Genomic DNA, 16,060 nt, shown 5'->3' on the forward strand with positions numbered 1-16,060 from the left:
TCCCGGAAGACATCATCGGCTGGCCGCCCGGCATTGCGCCGGCGCAGCCATCTTCCCTTACAATACCCACATCATTCCCCCACAGGCAGGCCATGCAACACCTCGTCAACCCCGCTGAAGTTGAATTTTCCGCCATCCGCGCCCAGGGCCCGGGCGGCCAGAACGTCAACAAGGTGTCCAGCGCCATCCATTTGCGCTTTCCGATCGCCGCCTCGTCGCTGCCGGAAGCGTACAAGGAACGGCTGCTGGCCCTGCGCGACAGCCGCATCAGCAAGGATGGCGTGCTGGTACTCAAGGCGCAGCAATCGCGCAGCCAGGAGCAGAACAAGGAAGAAGCGTTGCGGCGCTTGCAGGAAATCATCGACAGCGTGACCTTCCTGCCCGCCGTGCGCCGCGCCACCAAGCCCACGCGCAGCTCGCAGCGGCGCCGCCTCGACAGCAAGAGCACGCACAGCGTGCTCAAGCAATCACGCGGCAAGGTGACGGATTAAACGCTACGGTGGTGGCTGGTAAGTCCACTCCAGGCTGCCCGTGCTGTCCGCGAATACGGGCTGCGTGGCCGGCGTGGCGCTGCGCAGCAAGGCCTTGATTTCTTTCGGCGGCCGGTCGTAGACCTTGGCCGGCCCGGGCGGCACGACCAGGGCGCGCACCGTCGTCTCGCCATCGATCAGGCCCAGGCTGCAGCGCGACTGGCCGGCCGTCGCCTGCCGCTCCTGGCGCACTTGCTCCACCAGCGCCAGCATCTGCGCGTGCAGGATTTCCGACTGTTTTACCTCCACGCGCAAGCGCGCCACCTCTTTCAGGACAGGAGCGATGCGCGCGGCCAGCTTGTCGTACTGCAGCTGTTGCGCTGGCTGCAGTTGCAATTCGCCGCGCCGCAGCTGGCCCGCCAGGGTCAGGTAATTGCGCACCTCGGGCAATTGCGCGATGGCATCGATTTCCTGCTGGCGCTTGTGCTGCACCTGCAGGAATTGCGCCGCCTTCGCCAGGCTTTCGGCGATCTTTTGCTCCAGCGCACTCAGGTCGGGTACGAGGGGAAACAGCAGCATCTCCACCTGCTTGCGGGGACCGGCGCTGCCGATGCGGATGGTGCGCGCCGCCACGGCGCAGCCTTCGGCCAGCTCGATGACGACCTCGTCGGCGATGATCTCGCAATTGCTGGCGCTGTCGATCACCACGCGCGTGCCGGCGATGACGCAGCTTTCCGCACGCTTCACGTGTACTTCGCCGCTCAGCACCTGCAGCACGGAACCGGAAGCGACGCCCTCGACGCGCACGTCGCCATGCGCATTGAAGGCCGTGCCGCCCACCAGGTTGCGGTGTAGCAAGATCAAGCCGCCATGCGAGTGCAGATGGCCATACACGTCGCCATGGATGGTGATGTCGCTGCCGTCGAGCTGGCGCTGCTCCTGCACTTCGCCGTACTCCTCATAGGCGGCGCGCAGCTTCAGATTGCCCGTGGTGCGGCTGCTGACGCCTTCGCGGCTGACGATCTTGTTTTCGATCGCCATCTTGCCGTGCTCATCGACATTCACATAGCCATCCTGGGTGGCAACGAGGAAATTGCCATCGCTGAAATGCTCGACCGCCGTGCCTGGCCCCGCCACTGTGGCCAGGTCCAGTTCCTGCGGCGCGGGCGGCGGCAGCGCCTTGCCGGCCAGGTCGTAGCCAGGCAAGCCGGGCGTACCGGGCAACAGACGCAGCAGGCGCGCGTGTTTTTTCACCTGCGGGAAGCGGTTCTTGAAGCTGAGCAAATCCAGGCGGCCATCGGAGCGTTCGCGCGGCGCATCGTCGCGGTGGATACCTTGCGACACCTCAACGAGCTGGGCGTCCCGGCCCGGCTGCGGCGGCAGTACCCGCGCCACCGTGATGCGCTCGGCCTTGCCGCTGGCAAGCATGGCGCGCACGGCCACGCTATCGATACCGTAGTGCACGCCCTTGCACCACAGGTCCGCCACCAGCTCGTCAAACTCGCGGCGCGCCGCCACCTGGCCATCCGCGTCCGCAAGCAAGGTTTCAAAGTAAAACTCGGCGCTGTCGCCACGGATCTTGACCTGTTGGTACAGCGCGCGGCGCGGAGGCGGGAACGGCGCCACGCGCACGGCGATGCGCAGCAAGGCGTCGACCTTGGGCGCAGCGCGGGGGACAGGGGCGTGAAACAAGGTCAGCAGGAACAAACCGTAATCGAGGCCGGCCAGCAACTGGCCCGACTGGAACAGCTGGTCGACGGCGGCGCGCAGCTGCGCCGGCGCCAGCGACAGGTCCAGGAACACGCCCTCGTCGCGTTGGACGAGACCATGCGGCAAGCCGCCTGCGGGGGCCGCATCCGGAATGGGTGTGTCGTCGTCGCTCACCACTTGCCTCCCCCAGCAACAATGTCAGAGAATTACCTCATTGCGTTAGAACAATATCACGGGGCGGGGCCGTGTGCCTGGCTCAGCAATAATGTTGGCGGCCAAATGCAGACAGGGCCATGTCTTGCGAGATGGCCCTGTCGGATGGGGTGCGTGGTGCCTAGCGGCGCGGCGGATTCGAGTAGATGTCCTGGCCCACTTCGTTGATCTGGCGGCGCAGGTCGCGGCGTTCGTCTGGCGTCATGCGGCCTGTGCGGCGCGAAGCGTCGGCGCCTTCGTTGGCGCGGCGCTGCTCTTCGGCGCGCGTGTCGAAACTGCGTGCGTCACGCTGCTCGCGCAGTCGCGTATCATTGCTGTTGCTGCGCTGTACCTGTTCATACCGCTGGGTCTGCATTTGCTGCTGGTCGTCACGGCGCGGTGGCGGCTGGTTTTGTGCCGACGCCAGGCTGGCGGCAAACACGGAACACACGGCAAATGCGGACAGCACAGATGTACGTGCGGCAATAGCTGCGCTGGGAGCGGCGTGAATTTTTTTAGTAAAGATATTCATTGAGTTCCTCTTCCGCGATGCCGTATAAACTAAAGCTGATTTCCACTGTGGCCCCAGTGTATGATGCTTTACACGGTGCAGTAAGAGTAATTGGGTAAAGTTTGTAACACTTTGTAATGGGTCGCCACAGCCCCTTGCCGACGCCGCGCGAGGCGTTACTATAGCAACTAATATAAGATAACACGACACCTTAAATGACCACAACCTCCACTACCGGCAGCAATACAACAACGCAATCGATCCACGGCCACCAGGCAAAAATCATGGTGGTCGACGACGATGTGCGCCTGCGCGACCTGCTGCGGCGCTACCTGACCGAACAGGGCTTCAATGTCTTCACGGCAGAGAGCGCGACGGCCATGAACAAGCTGTGGCTGCGCGAACGCTACGACTTGCTGGTGCTCGACCTGATGCTGCCCGGTGAAGATGGCCTGTCGATCTGCCGCCGCCTGCGCGGCGCGGGCGACCAGACGCCGATCATCATGCTGACGGCCAAGGGCGAGGACGTGGACCGCATCGTGGGCCTGGAAATGGGTGCCGACGACTACCTGCCGAAACCGTTCAATCCGCGCGAACTAGTGGCCCGCATCGGCGCCGTGCTGCGCCGCAAAGGTCCCGATGAAATCCCGGGCGCGCCGTCGGAAACGCCGCAAACCTTCGAGTTCGGCGACTTCGTGCTGGACCTGGGCACGCGCACCCTGAAAAAGAATGGCGAAACGGTGCCGCTGACGACCGGTGAATTTTCTGTGCTGAAAGTGTTTGCCCGCCATGCGCGCCAACCGCTGTCGCGCGAGAAACTGATGGAACTGGCGCGCGGCCGCGAATATGAAGTGTTCGACCGCAGCCTGGACGTGCAGATTTCGCGCTTGCGCAAACTGATCGAACCCGACCCGTCGAGCCCGCTGTTCATCCAGACCGTGTGGGGTCTCGGCTACGTCTTCATCCCGGACGGACAGCCGCGCTGATCGCAGGCGAGGCATGATGAAGCTTGTTCCCGATATCAGCCTGGCGCGGCTGAAAAGCGGCCTGTTCTGGCGCACCTTTTTGCTGCTCGGCACCTTGACCACCGTCAGCATGATCACCTGGATCGGCATGATTTCCGTCATCCAGCGCGAGCCGCAGGCGCAGCAGATTTCCGCCCAGATCATTTCCGTCGTCACCATCACGCATGCGGCACTGACACACTCGGCTCCCGAGCTGCGGCGCGAGCTGCTGTTCGACCTCGTCAGCAATGAAGGCATCCGCATCTTCTCGCTGGAAGAGGACGACCGCATCGAGCCGCCGCCCGACAATTACCTGATGCCCGACATCGAGGCGCTGGTGAAGGCCAAGCTGGGCAAGGACACGCGCTTTTCCGCGCGTGTCAATGGCGTGGCCGGCTTCTGGGTCAGCTTCAAGATCGACGACGACGAGTACTGGCTGATGCTGGACCGCGAACGCCTGCGCGGCCTGACGGGCTTCCAATGGCTGGGCTGGGCCAGCCTGGTATCCCTGCTGTCCCTGCTGGGTGCAGCCATCATTTCCAGCCTGATCAATCTGCCGCTGTCGCGTTTGACGGCGGCCGCGCGCGACATCGCCAAGGGCAAGCAGCCGGCGCCGCTGCCGGAAAAGGGGCCGATCGAAATCATCGAGGCGAACCGCAGCTTCAACCAGATGGTCGATGATCTGAAACAGGTGGAATCGGACCGCGCCGTGATTCTGGCCGGCATTTCGCACGACTTGCGCACGCCGCTGGCGCGCATGCAGCTGGAAGTGGAAATGGCCAATCTGTCGGACGAGGCGCGCGAAGGCATCCAGTCCGATATCGGGCAAATGGACGCCATCATCGGCCAGTTCCTCGACTATGCCAAGCCGACGGAAGCGTCGAGCTTTACGGACGTCGACCTCAGCGGCTTGCTCAGCGACATGACGCGCGAAGCGATGCGTTTGCCGGACGTGAAGATCAACGCCACCATCGCCGATGGCGCGCATGCGATGGGCAATCCCACCGACTTGCGCCGCGTATTGAACAACCTGATCGAGAATGCGCGCCGCTATGGCAAGACGCCGGGCAGCGACATGACGGAAATCGACATCGCCTGCCACGTACGCACCAGCCACGGCGCAAAAAAGGTGATCATCGAGGTGCAGGATCACGGCACGGGCGTGCCGGCGGAAAAGATCGAGCAGTTGATGAAACCGTTCACCCGCCTCGATACGGCGCGCGGGCAAGCCAACGGTGCCGGCCTGGGCCTGGCCATCGTCGACCGCGTGCTGCTGCGCCACGGCGCCGAATTACAGGTGCGCAACCGCGAAGGCGGCGGCCTGGCGTTTCAGATCAGCTTGCCAGCGGCGTAAAAATAATTGCGCCAGCGGTGCGGGCGATGTAGGTCGGATTGGCGGGAACCGCGTAATCCGACCTACGCTGCACCAACATCACCGTCACCCAGCAGCAATCAAGCCGACGCCTGCTCCTGCGCCAGCAATTTACTCATCAACAATTCCGTCGCCCCGTAGCCGTACAAGGAATCGCTTTCCATGCCCGGCGTATCGAAGGGAATCGATTCCTCGCGGTTCAGCTTGGCAGGATCGGCGTCCGCATAACTGGCGCGCCAGGCGCGCTGCAAGGATTCGTTGCGGCGGATAAAGGCCGGCATGGGCCAGTCGTCACGGTTCCAGTGGGGACTGTCGCCCAGCAGGGGCCAGCGCTCGTTGAGCAGCGCCATGTCGCCCGTGCGCAGGCGGCGCACGGCCTGTTCCGGCCGCAAGCCTTCCAGCTCTTGCAGCGTGGGCAAGCTGTCGCGCTTCGGTCCGAACATATATGCCAGCATGATGCGCCCGGCAGGCGCCCTGCGCGCCACCACGCCGACGGCATAACCGCCGCCCGGCAGGGGCACGGCAAACCAGCTGCCTTCTCGGTATGGTAATGATTTCATTTCTAAAAGCCCCCTGTAATACACCGGACAGCCGCTGCTATCCGGCGTTAAATTTAATTAGGGGCACAGTCTACGCGAAGCGATGCGAAAGTGGCGCATGGTACGCCACAACAACAAACCAATAGTTACAATATTTTCTCGTCATAGTGATACTGGGCAACAATCGGCCCCGCCTTGAACAGCGCCTCCTTCATGGCCGTGTCCAGGCGCGCATCGCGGCGGCGCATCCATTCGAGCAGCATGGCCGCTTCCTTGCGGCTCGTGTCGCCCGCATGCGCGAGCACGCGGCGCAGTTCCGGGTCCGTGCACGCCTCGAAACGCTGGCTGTTCAAGTCCAGCGCCTGCAGCGCGGCGATGGTGGCGCCGATGGCGCGGTGCATGTCGAGCGCGGTGGCCGGCAGGCCGGATTCTTCCAGTGGGACGGTGGTCATGCGCATTCCTTTTTCGCGTGGTGGTGACATCGGCTGCATTCTCCACCGCGCGGGCGAAAAGCTCAAGCGTCCACGACACGTTTCCACCCGTTCGGCCATAATCATGGCTCAGCAACAGCCTAAACCTCAGCGGCAGGAGCCCCATGTTCAATTTCGACTTTTACAATCCAACGCAAATCCTCTTCGGCCAGGGCCAGATCGCCGCCATCACGGCGCTGATCCCGCCCCATGCCAGAGTGCTCATGACGTATGGCGGGGGCAGCATCAAGCAGAACGGCGTCTATGATGAAGTCAAGGCGGCGCTGGCCGGGCATACGATGACCGAGTTTGCCGGCATCGAACCCAATCCCAGCTATGAAACCCTGATGCAAGCCGTGGCCCTCGTGAAAAGCGAGCGCATCGATTTCCTGCTGGCCGTCGGCGGCGGCTCTGTGGTCGATGGCACCAAGTTCATCGCCGCGGCTGCCCTGCACGAGGGTGAGGCATGGGACATCCTGGCCAAGGGCGGCAAGATCGTCGAGGCCGCCCTGCCCTTCGGCACTGTCTTGACGTTACCGGCCACGGGGTCCGAAATGAATGGCTCGGCCGTGATCACGCGCAAGGCCACGCAGGAAAAGCGCTCGTTCATGAGCCGCAAGGTGTATCCGAAATTCTCCGTGCTGGACCCGTCGAAAACGTTCACCTTGCCGCTGCGCCAGGTGGGCAATGGCGTCGTCGACGCGTTCGCGCATGTGATGGAGCAATACCTGACCTACCCTGTGAACGCCTCCGTGCAGGACCGCTTTGCCGAAGGCATCCTGCTGACCCTGATCGAGGAAGGCCCGAAGGCGCTGTCGCATCCGGATGACTACGACGTGCGCGCCAACGTGATGTGGAGCGCCACCCTGGCCTTGAACGGCCTGATCGGCGTGGGCGTGCCGCAGGACTGGTCCACGCACGCCATCGGCCACGAATTGACGGCCTTGTACGAGCTCGACCATGCGCAAACCCTGGCCATCATCCTGCCCAGCATGCTGCGCGTGCGCAAGCAGGCCAAGCGCGCCAAGCTGCTGCAGTACGCGGCCCGCGTCTGGGGCCTGGACGGCGGCGACGAAGATGGCCGCATCGAGGCGGCCATCGCGCGCACGGAATTCTTCTTCCGCCACATGGGCGTCAAGACGCGTCTGGCCGACTACGGCCTGAACCATGCGAGCGTGGATGCAGTCGTGTCCGCCCTGGAAGCGCACGGCATGACGGCGCTGGGCGAACAGCGTGAAATCACGCCCGCCATCAGCCGCAAGGTGCTGGAACTGAGCCTGTAGATTCGCACCACACTGTTGTAAAACGGTCAGCAGGGTGGGACAGCTGGCCGTGCTTCATGCTAAGCTGTCATTTCGCTAGGGGTCCTGGAGCAGTCATCCGGGTGAGAGATACCCTTCGTACCTGATCTGGATAATGCCAGCGAAGGAAAGCGCAAAGTACCTCCCTCCTTTGATAGCTCCTGCGTTGGCGCCAGCCGAACAAGCAGCCTGCCGTGCTCTTTACAGAGACGGCTTGAACCACGAGCAATCTATGTCCACACCGAATTTATCCGTTTCTGTTTTGACCCTGGCGATCCTACACGCGTTTGCCGCACCGGCCTTTGCCGCGAATGACGCCGCCGAAACCGCCGACCCGCAGGCCCAGAGCATGGCCGAAGTCGTCGTCACGGCCAGCAAGGCGCCGGCCGCCAAGCGCGCCTCCGTCGGTGGTTTTTCCGACGCGCCGCTGCTGCAGACACCGGCGTCCGTCACCGTCATTTCGCAAAAAGACATGCAGGACTTGCAGATCCGTAATCTCAGCGATGCCGTCAAGCTCGACGCCAGCATCAACGACGCCTACAACGCCGTCGGCTATGCGGAACAGTTTTCCATCCGCGGCTTCAAGCTCGACAACAATTCCAGCTACCGCAAGGATGGCGTGGCCATTCCTGGCGACACGCAAATTCCGCTGGAAAACAAGGAACGCATCGAAGTACTGAAGGGCCTGGCAGGCTTGCAGGCTGGCGTGGCCGCGCCGGGCGGCGTGATCGACTTCATCGTCAAGCGCCCCACCGCCGCACCGCTGCGCACCGTCACCGTGGAAACGCGCGAGCGTGGCACCCTGTATGGCGCCGTCGACCTGGGCGGCCGCCTGGAAGACACGCGCTTCGGCTACCGGGTCAACGTGGCGGCCGAGCGCCTGCGCTCCTACATCAAGGGCGCGGACGGCAACCGCAAATTCATTTCAGGCGCCTTCGACTGGCAAATTTCGCCGCAAGCGCTGCTGCAACTCGATGCCGACTACCAGGACAAGGCGCAGGCGACGGCGCCCGGCTTCCAGCTGCTGAATAACACGACCTTGCCGACCGGCATCAGCGCCGACGCCATGCTCAACCTGCAGCCGTGGACGCGCCCCGTGGAAACCGTCACCAGCAATATCGGCCTGCGCTTCCAGTACGCGTTCAATGACGACTGGCGCGCGACCTTATCTGCCAACCAGCACTCGTTCAAGCGCGACGACTACACGGCCTTCCCCTACGGCTGCAGCGCGCAAGATCTGTACCCTGGCTTCTGCGGCAATGGCGACTACGACGTGTATGACTACCGCAGCCTGGGCGAGACGAAAAAGCCGCTGAGCGCGCAAGCCATGATCCAGGGCAAGTTCGCCACCGGTACCCTGCGCCATGAATTCACGGCCGGCGTCTCGACCTTCCGCCGCAAGGACCGCGCGGGACTGTACGTGTACGACTGGGCTGGCGTGAGCAACATCTACCACCCGCAGATCGTCGACATGTCGACCGGTGTGCAAGGCCCCGTGCGCCTGGTGCGCAAGGACACGGAAAACTCCGTCTTCGTGCAGGATATCGTCAGCCTGGCGCCGAACTGGAAGCTGCATGGCGGCTTGCGCCATATCGATGTCGACGGCTACCAGTATGTGCTGAAGGCCGACAAGGAAATCCGCGCCAAGCACGATTTCCTGCTGCCCAACGTGTCGCTCGTCTACACCCCGCTCGACAATGTGTCCGTGTACGCGGCCTATTCGCAGGGCATGGAACATGGCGGCACGGCCGACCGCAAGGCGATGAATGCCAACGAGGAACTCACGCCCAGCCGCTCCAAGCAGATCGAGCTTGGCGCGAAGATGGATGTGACGCCGGACTTCATGGTCGCGGCCAGCCTGTTCCAGATCCGCAAGGGCCTGGAATTCCAGAATGCCGCAGGCTACTTCGTGCGCGAAGGCCAGGCACAGCACCGTGGACTGGAATTGTCGGCCCAGGGCAAGACATCGTCCAACCTGAGCCTGGGCGCCTCCGTGACGGCCCTGAACAGCCAGCAGTCAGACACGGGCAACGCCACCCTCGATGGCAAGCGCGTGCCCAACGTGCCGGCCTTCAAGGCAGCCGTGCATGCGGACTACGCCGTACAACAGGTGGCGGGCTTGAGCGTCAATGGCAGCTGGGAGTTTGCTAGCAAGAAAGCGTTTGAGTACAACAACACGACCTTCGTATCGTCGTACAACGTGTTCAACCTGGGCGCCGCCTGGGCCACGCGCATCGCCGGCACGCGCACCGTGCTGCGCGCCAGCGTCAACAACGTGGCCGACAAGTTCTACTGGCGCGACGTGACGCCGGAGTCCGATGGTTATCTGTATCCGGGCGCCAGCCGCACGTTCAAGGTGTCGGCACAGTTTGATTTTTAATTGAGGGAAATGGCAGGCGCTGCAGCTAGCGCCTGCTGCAGCAGAGGCGCCGCCTGTTCCAGGCGCGCCTCCAGGCTCTCGTGCAGCACGTGGTACACAATGCCGCGCGCGTCGAGCTCGTCGAGCAGGTAGCGATAGATCAGCTGGCGCACGGCTTCGGACTCACGCTGCAAGCCATCGGCCACCCACGGGCTGTCGGGCGCCGTCACCAAGGTCAAATCGTACTGCGTGGCATCGGCCAGCGCCGCCAGCGGCGCATCGGCGCCATCGAAATAATGGCGGCTGTAGACGACCGTCATCAACGGCGTCGTGTCGCAAAACAGGAAGTTGCGCGCTTGCGCGGCGGCTTCCGCCTCGCGCTCGACTTGTGTGCGCGCAATGCCAAACTGGTCGGCCGCGACGGGCACCCTGCCCTGCGCCTCGACAAATTCACGTAAATACTCGGGCACCCAGACGGTGCCGTAGCGCTCGGCCAGGGCGGCCGCCAAGGTCGACTTGCCTGACGATTCCGCGCCCAGGATGGCCACGCGCACGCAACGATCCATCACTTGAGGACCATCGCATCGGGCGCGGCCGGCGCCGACTTTCTCCACGCCAGCAAGCCGATGATGGCCATCACGACGAAGAACGCATACAGCACGGCCGTCAGGGTCAGGCCCTTGTGCAGGTACAGCCACACGTAGAGCACGTCGACGATGATCCAGGCGATCCAGTTTTCCAGCTTCTTGCGCGACAGCAGGAATTGTCCCACCAGGCTGCCTGCCGTGAGGAAACCATCGGCGTGGGGCACGTCCGTATCCGTCGTCGTCAGCAGCCAGGCGATCAACAGGAAGCCGACCAGCCAGCCCGCGCCGCAGGCCAGCCAGCCGCGGCCATCGAGGCGCGTCACGGGCAGGGTCTTGCCGCCGCTGGCCGGATGCAGCCACTGGTACCAGCCCCAGAACGAGACGCTGATGAACAGCAGTTGCAAGGCCATGTCGCCATACAGGCGCGACTCGAAAAACACGAAACCGTAGGCGGCCGAGGAAATGATGGCGAACAGCCACGCCCAGTGATTCTGGCGGATGTTCAGCGCAACGGTTGTCAGTGCCAGGACAAAGGAAATCAGTTCAAGCGGCGTGGTGGCAAAACCCAGCAGGAGAAGCGTATCGTTCATGGGAATCGTGATGAGGCTGGTGGTGCAGTATGCAATACCGGCCATGAATAAGCAAGATTGCCCGCAGCGCCGCAGCCCTTCCCTGCTCAGGCAAAGCCCCCCTTGACTGCGCGCGCCAGCGTACGCCGCACAACCAGCTTGTGAAATGGCCGGATCAGCAGGATATAGCTGCGCCCTATCCAGTTATGGCAATGCACGACGGTGGAAAAGGTAATGCTGCCATGCAGCCCCGCGTCCCGGTTGCGCAGCACGGACAAACGGAAGTCCAGGTGGCTGTCGTCCTCGCCCACGATGATTTCGTCATCGCTGACAGCGTAGATGCGAAAGATGCCGATGCGTCCATCAGGCTTGGCCGCCAGCTGTTTCGCCGTCTTGATGCCGAAGGGCGTGACAATAATGTCGCGCACCGCCAGCAGCCACTGCGCCCAGCGCGGCTGGCTGCACAGCACCACGCGCGCCAGGGCTTGCATATCCATCTGCCGCACGCCAGCGCTGGGCAGGCCGACGGCATACGCGTCGGCCAGGTTGCTGCCCTGGTACAAGGGGGCGATGCTGGCGCCTGGCGGCATGGCCACGGCGCGTACCACGTTGCTCATCTCTTGCATGTGCTCTCCATGTGTTCAGTGATAACATGGCCATCATACACGACAATGTGAACAGCGATAACATAGAATGGCGACAACGACTACCTATCATCACGGCAACCTGCGCGACACCCTGGTCGCCGCCACCATCGCGCAACTGGCGCAGCAGCACGACGCCACGCTCTCGCTACGCGAACTGGCGCGCACGGTGGGCGTGTCGATCGCCGCCGTGTACCGCCACTTCCCCAGCAAGGAAGCCTTGCTGGCCGACGTGGCGGCCGCCGGTTTCGCCAGCCTGATCGCCAAATGGGAAGCGGAACTGCCGCCGCAGGGCAGCCTGCCCTCCGAACAGCGGTTTCAGCTGCTGGGCCAGCAATACATCGAATTCGCCCTGGCCGCACCGGCCCACTACCGGCTGATGTTCGAGCACCAGGACGTGCGCCAGTTCCCCGCCCTGCTGGAAGCGGCGCAAGCGTGCTTCCAGTACGTGCTGCAGACGGCCGGCGCCGCCGTGCGCGAAGCGGGCCTCGACCCGCGCTGGGACAAGGCCGCCGCCAGCGCCGGCTGGTCGCTGGGCCACGGCTACGTGATGCTGCTGCTGAGTGGCCGGCTGGCCATGGCGGACGGCGGCGACGATTTGTCACCGGCCATGGTGCCGCGATTTTTCCAGTTGCCCGTGGAAGCCTTGCGGCAGGCGCCCCAGCAAGCGGGAGAACAGCCATGATGACCATCGCCAGATGCGCCCGCTGATCATGCAGAATGCCATGGGCTCATCCACTGTCCCGGGCGCCGAAGGCTATGCAGACCATGCAGAGCGGCTCATCGCCCGATATGAAAGCGTTGCCTTCCTGGATAAATACCGCCCCGTTGCCCATCTCTTGCCGACGCGATCAGGCACCGTGCTCGACATCGGCGCCGGAACCGGCGGCGACGCGGCGTGGCTGGCAAGTCTGGGCCACACGGTGATCGCGCTTGAGCCCGTTGCCGCCTTCCGCGCGGCGGGCATGCAAGCGCATGCCCTGGCCAACCTTGAATGGATCAACGATAGCCTGCCCGCCCTGTCCACGATAGGCGCGCGCCACACCAGGTATGACCTGATTGTCGTCGCTGCCGTCTGGATGCATCTGGCGGCCGAAGAAAGGATGGAGGCGATGGCCAATATCAGCGCATTGCTCAAGCCCGGCGCAGTACTCGTCATTTCCCTGAGGCATGGTCCGCCCCCGGAAGGCCGTCGCATCTTTGACGTATCCGCCAGTGAAACGGCAGACCTGGCGATGCGGCATGGACTCAAGGTCATGCTGAGCACGCAGGCGCCATCCGTCCAGCTACAGAACCGCCAGGCGGGGGTGAGCTGGTCCTGGCTTGTCTTTGAGAAATGATTCAAGCTGAAGCAGCATGCGCCAGGGAGCTGAGAGGCAGGCACTCAGCCGAGACCAGCCACTATTTTTGAAACGCCATCAATTTATGCACAATATATCGATAGACACTCTCTCCGTGATCGCCAGGCAATGTATTGCCGTGACGTGCCTGCAGCGCTTTTGCCTGCGCTTCGACATTCACCATCCGGCGCTGTCTGCGTTCGCCGGCCACATATGGAAAGTAACGCAGGTCGCGCCTGGGGATTTTGCGGCCTGGGAGCGCCGCTTTGCTTCCCTGGCTGTGACGGGCATGGGCGATCCCTGGCCGGACGACATCCGCACGGCAATACCCGGGCACCTGCTCGGCACGCTGGAGCAGCTTGTTCAGCATGTGCTGGAAACGAGCGCCTGTACCTGGCATGGCGACGACCTTCCGGCAAGCCGGCGCCAGCTGGAAGCCGTGCTTGACATCTGTGCCCGGCATGATGTGGCGGTACCGCAACTTGCGCACTATGCGCAGCACGATACGGCGCCGCGCGGCGGCTGGGGGCCGATGCTCACGGACGCCGAAGTCAGGGCCTGGAAAGCCCTGATATAGCAGCCAGCCCCTCATGCATGGCTGGCCAATGCCGCCAGCCGCACCTGGTCGAGCAGCCGTTCCTCTTCATCCGTATCGGCATCGATTTGCGTGACCACGGTCCAGAATGGCGCGCAGGTCCTGATCTGCTCGAAAGCATGGCTCGTTTCAAGCCGCACCATGGTTTTCCTCAGGCTATGCAGATAGCCTTCCTCGATGGACTCGAGCAAGTCGTCATCGGCAGCGTCGATCAGATCGAGCAGCGCGCCTTCTATCGTTGCATGCCCCTCTTCCCATAGTTGGCCGATTTCAGGCACATCGACTTCCATGCACTCGTTCGACCAGTCCGGCGGGTAGTCACCGCGCGCCCGGCTATCGGGGTCGGTGTCAAAACTCAGCGAAAGGGACGGGAACGATACGGCGTTGAAGGCAAAGGCTGAAAATTCCTGGTCTTTGAATGGGGATCCGCCCAGCACCGCCAGCGAGGCGCTGGCCAGCTTGAACCAGGTTTCTTCAACAGCGTATGCCGCTTCAAACGTTTGCCAGTCGGGCAGCGAATCGGGAGTCAGGGACATGGCGGGCCTGTCGAAAAAGAATAGCGGTGGATAGTGCGAGGAATTATACGTGGCACAGCCAAGGCGGCAGGCGGTGGTGCGTGTACAGTGCGGACGATGCCGGGAGCACAAACCGGTGACTCAGAGCGGCCCTTCATCGTCAGCGCGGCGAAAAAAAGACCGCACCCGCCTAGGGAGCCGGGGCCAGGTCGGATATGCAGATAGAAACTATTTCTTAGGCTGGGACAGGGTCGCCTATGAGAGATATCGCTAACGTTCAGCCTTAGCCGAGATCTGCAATGGACGCATCCATCAAATGCCACGTCACATCGTCGTCTGACAAATCGAGCAGCCAGTCGCGGTGCGGTCGCGGGAACGGCGCGCCTTGGGTCAGCCACGCCTGGCGCCAGTACTGGTTGACGATCGCCTGCAGCGGATGGTCGGCCGCCACCCACGGTTGCCAGACGCCGCTGACCGGACAGGCCTGGTCGCAAGCGCAGCTCAACCATGGCTCGGGCCGCGCCACCTCGCGCAGCAAGCCGTGCACCGCGCGCGGTTCCACTGCCCCATGGTTGTGCCGTATCGTCAGACACTGTTCCCATATCACGGGGCCGTAACGGCTCTTGCCATCGGTATCGAGCACGCTGAAATGGCGGAACTCTTCGCCTTCACCGAACAGCCAGGCCGGTTCCGTCAAACCCTGCCCAGCGACAGGTTGCCAGTATGCGGAAAATGGCGCGGTCGGCGCGTCGCTATGCAAGCCGGTGGGCCGCAACGCATAGCCGGCTGTCAGGAAATACGGTTCTTTTGAAAGCGACGCAGCGCCTGGCTGCGGAATGGCTGGCGGCGGACGCACGCCCATGGCGGCGTCGAGCAGGCTCTTTCGTTGACCATCCCACGGCGGCAGATCGGCCGGTGGCAATGGCAGAATTTTATCCAGGTTGGGAAAGCGGCGGTTGGGGTTAAAGCCGAGGGCGTTACTAAGCATACGATATCGCTCTCCACGAGCCTTGTCCACATATGGCGCCAGCATATCGGCAAGATCAAAAGGTGAACCGAATTCAATTGCCAATGCATTTGCACAATCCTCACAACCAAACTTAACACCTTCATGCAATACCTTTAATGCACGATTTTTTGTTTCAGCGTTACGCGAGCCATTTATTTTCCCATTGGCAGCCCTTGGAGACACATACAAATAATGCAAATCAAATGCTGCGGGACCATATCCTTGCCCAAATGCACATTCCAGCATTTTTGTCGCAACGGGAATATTGGACCAATAGCCGGCCCCTTCACTGGCGGGTCCAACATTTAATTTATCCGCCAAAAATGCCATCGCCTGAGGATTTCCCATCTGTGCCGCCTTTTGCCAGAATGCATAGGCACGAGTGATGTCGCCGTCAACGCCGGTGCTATTAGCATAAAACGTCCCCATCCGGTCATAAGCTGCCGGTATCCCGAGCCGCATCGCCTTTTCCACCAGTTGCACCGCTTCTTCCTCTCTATGCAAGGGATCGCGCCCTTCCACATACAAGCTGGCCAGATTGAGCATCGCCTTCCAGTGCAATCGCTCTGCCGCTTGACGCGTCAGATCAACGATTTTTTTGTAATCGCGGTCTTCCACGAAGATTTCAGGATCTTCCATGGCGCGCGCTTCGAGGAACCAGTCTTCGGCTTGCGCATCGATGAGCGGCACTTTGCTCGCCTCGGTTTCACAGATAAAATCCGCGACATGCGGATTGAAAAGTGGCAGGCTTTGGTTGCGCGGCAGGACTTCTTTCGTGTCGTTTGACATTTTGCAGGCGCCTAAAGTGAAAATCAGGAAAAATGCCAAGATAAAAAATGGCAAAGAAAGGGGGGAAATTTTATACTTTTTCAT

The 16,060-nt window shown here is 62.4% G+C and carries 17 protein-coding genes and 1 riboswitch; of the genes, 8 read left to right on the plus strand and 9 right to left on the minus strand.

Annotated elements, in window-relative coordinates; genetic code table 11:
- Nucleotides 1-92 precede the first annotated feature (92 nt).
- Nucleotides 93-491 (plus strand): alternative ribosome rescue aminoacyl-tRNA hydrolase ArfB, encoded by a 399-nt coding sequence (arfB, locus tag KO538_RS02155; RefSeq protein ID WP_034749850.1) that lies wholly within the window; start codon nucleotides 93-95, stop codon nucleotides 489-491.
- Nucleotides 492-494: 3 nt separating this feature from the next.
- Here arfB and KO538_RS02160 read toward each other — a convergent pair whose 3' ends face one another.
- Nucleotides 495-2,354 carry a flagellar assembly protein A gene (locus tag KO538_RS02160; protein ID WP_374106821.1) on the minus strand — a complete coding sequence of 620 codons (1,860 nt, stop codon included), beginning with the start codon at nucleotides 2,352-2,354 and terminating at the stop codon, nucleotides 495-497.
- Nucleotides 2,355-2,514: 160 nt separating this feature from the next.
- Entirely contained in the window at nucleotides 2,515-2,841 is a 327-nt protein-coding gene (locus KO538_RS29265; RefSeq protein WP_374106822.1) for a hypothetical protein, read from the minus strand.
- Nucleotides 2,842-3,167: 326 nt separating this feature from the next.
- Between KO538_RS29265 and ompR the strand changes: the two genes are divergently transcribed.
- Nucleotides 3,168-3,869, plus strand: a complete 702-nt coding sequence (gene ompR / locus KO538_RS02170; RefSeq protein ID WP_223278807.1) for a two-component system response regulator OmpR — start codon at nucleotides 3,168-3,170, stop codon at nucleotides 3,867-3,869.
- A gap of 13 nt (nucleotides 3,870-3,882) precedes the next feature.
- Nucleotides 3,883-5,241 carry a sensor histidine kinase gene (locus KO538_RS02175; protein ID WP_219327363.1) on the plus strand — a complete coding sequence of 453 codons (1,359 nt, stop codon included), beginning with the start codon at nucleotides 3,883-3,885 and terminating at the stop codon, nucleotides 5,239-5,241.
- A 98-nt stretch (nucleotides 5,242-5,339) separates the two neighbouring features.
- Here KO538_RS02175 and KO538_RS02180 read toward each other — a convergent pair whose 3' ends face one another.
- Together KO538_RS02180 and KO538_RS02185 are read right to left on the minus strand one after the other, a co-directional pair.
- Complete coding sequence (locus KO538_RS02180) at nucleotides 5,340-5,819, minus strand: Imm26 family immunity protein (protein ID WP_034749862.1); 480 nt, start codon at nucleotides 5,817-5,819, stop codon at nucleotides 5,340-5,342.
- A gap of 125 nt (nucleotides 5,820-5,944) precedes the next feature.
- Nucleotides 5,945-6,250: a hypothetical protein gene (locus KO538_RS02185; protein ID WP_034750230.1), complete on the minus strand. Its 306-nt coding sequence runs from the start codon at nucleotides 6,248-6,250 to the stop codon at nucleotides 5,945-5,947.
- A gap of 143 nt (nucleotides 6,251-6,393) precedes the next feature.
- On the opposite strand from KO538_RS02185, the gene KO538_RS02190 reads away from it, so the two are divergent.
- Nucleotides 6,394-7,551: an iron-containing alcohol dehydrogenase gene (locus tag KO538_RS02190; protein ID WP_219327364.1), complete on the plus strand. Its 1,158-nt coding sequence runs from the start codon at nucleotides 6,394-6,396 to the stop codon at nucleotides 7,549-7,551.
- A 67-nt stretch (nucleotides 7,552-7,618) separates the two neighbouring features.
- A riboswitch (TPP riboswitch) is annotated at nucleotides 7,619-7,716 on the plus strand.
- An 85-nt stretch (nucleotides 7,717-7,801) separates the two neighbouring features.
- Complete coding sequence (locus KO538_RS02195; RefSeq protein WP_219327365.1) at nucleotides 7,802-9,949, plus strand: TonB-dependent siderophore receptor; 2,148 nt, start codon at nucleotides 7,802-7,804, stop codon at nucleotides 9,947-9,949.
- On the opposite strand, the gene KO538_RS02200 is transcribed toward KO538_RS02195, so the two are convergent.
- The 3 genes from KO538_RS02200 to KO538_RS02210 all read right to left on the minus strand — a co-directional run bounded on the left by KO538_RS02200 (nucleotide 9,946) and on the right by KO538_RS02210 (nucleotide 11,710).
- On the minus strand, nucleotides 9,946-10,494 hold the full coding sequence (locus KO538_RS02200) for an AAA family ATPase (RefSeq protein ID WP_219327718.1): 549 nt from the start codon (nucleotides 10,492-10,494) through the stop codon (nucleotides 9,946-9,948). The genes KO538_RS02195 and KO538_RS02200 overlap by 4 nt on opposite strands.
- Nucleotides 10,494-11,105 carry a nicotinamide riboside transporter PnuC gene (gene pnuC, locus KO538_RS02205; RefSeq protein WP_219327366.1) on the minus strand — a complete coding sequence of 204 codons (612 nt, stop codon included), beginning with the start codon at nucleotides 11,103-11,105 and terminating at the stop codon, nucleotides 10,494-10,496. The genes KO538_RS02200 and pnuC overlap by 1 nt, the downstream gene beginning before the upstream one ends.
- Nucleotides 11,106-11,191: 86 nt before the next feature.
- Nucleotides 11,192-11,710, minus strand: a complete 519-nt coding sequence (locus KO538_RS02210) for a DUF2867 domain-containing protein (protein ID WP_034749875.1) — start codon at nucleotides 11,708-11,710, stop codon at nucleotides 11,192-11,194.
- Nucleotides 11,711-11,777: 67 nt separating this feature from the next.
- On the opposite strand from KO538_RS02210, the gene KO538_RS02215 reads away from it, so the two are divergent.
- The 3 genes from KO538_RS02215 (at nucleotide 11,778) to KO538_RS02225 (ending at nucleotide 13,645) form a co-directional block, all read left to right on the plus strand.
- The gene (locus KO538_RS02215) at nucleotides 11,778-12,413 is read left to right on the plus strand and encodes a TetR/AcrR family transcriptional regulator (protein ID WP_219327367.1); all 636 of its coding nucleotides are present in this window, start codon (nucleotides 11,778-11,780) and stop codon (nucleotides 12,411-12,413) included.
- 13 nt (nucleotides 12,414-12,426) lie between these two features.
- Complete coding sequence (locus KO538_RS02220) at nucleotides 12,427-13,068, plus strand: bifunctional 2-polyprenyl-6-hydroxyphenol methylase/3-demethylubiquinol 3-O-methyltransferase UbiG (RefSeq protein ID WP_257620128.1); 642 nt, start codon at nucleotides 12,427-12,429, stop codon at nucleotides 13,066-13,068.
- A gap of 67 nt (nucleotides 13,069-13,135) precedes the next feature.
- Nucleotides 13,136-13,645 (plus strand): hypothetical protein, encoded by a 510-nt coding sequence (locus KO538_RS02225; RefSeq protein WP_219327368.1) that lies wholly within the window; start codon nucleotides 13,136-13,138, stop codon nucleotides 13,643-13,645.
- An 11-nt stretch (nucleotides 13,646-13,656) separates the two neighbouring features.
- Here the strand turns inward: KO538_RS02225 and KO538_RS02230 are convergent, their stop codons facing one another.
- Both KO538_RS02230 and KO538_RS02235 read right to left on the minus strand, forming a co-directional pair.
- The gene (locus KO538_RS02230; protein WP_219327369.1) at nucleotides 13,657-14,199 is read right to left on the minus strand and encodes a hypothetical protein; all 543 of its coding nucleotides are present in this window, start codon (nucleotides 14,197-14,199) and stop codon (nucleotides 13,657-13,659) included.
- Between the two features lie 262 nt (nucleotides 14,200-14,461).
- Nucleotides 14,462-16,060 carry a tetratricopeptide repeat protein gene (locus KO538_RS02235; protein WP_219327370.1) on the minus strand — a complete coding sequence of 533 codons (1,599 nt, stop codon included), beginning with the start codon at nucleotides 16,058-16,060 and terminating at the stop codon, nucleotides 14,462-14,464.

Origin of the sequence: Janthinobacterium sp. NKUCC08_JDC (assembly GCF_019345575.1) — a bacterium.
Lineage (GTDB): Bacteria > Pseudomonadota > Gammaproteobacteria > Burkholderiales > Burkholderiaceae_D > Janthinobacterium > Janthinobacterium aestuarii.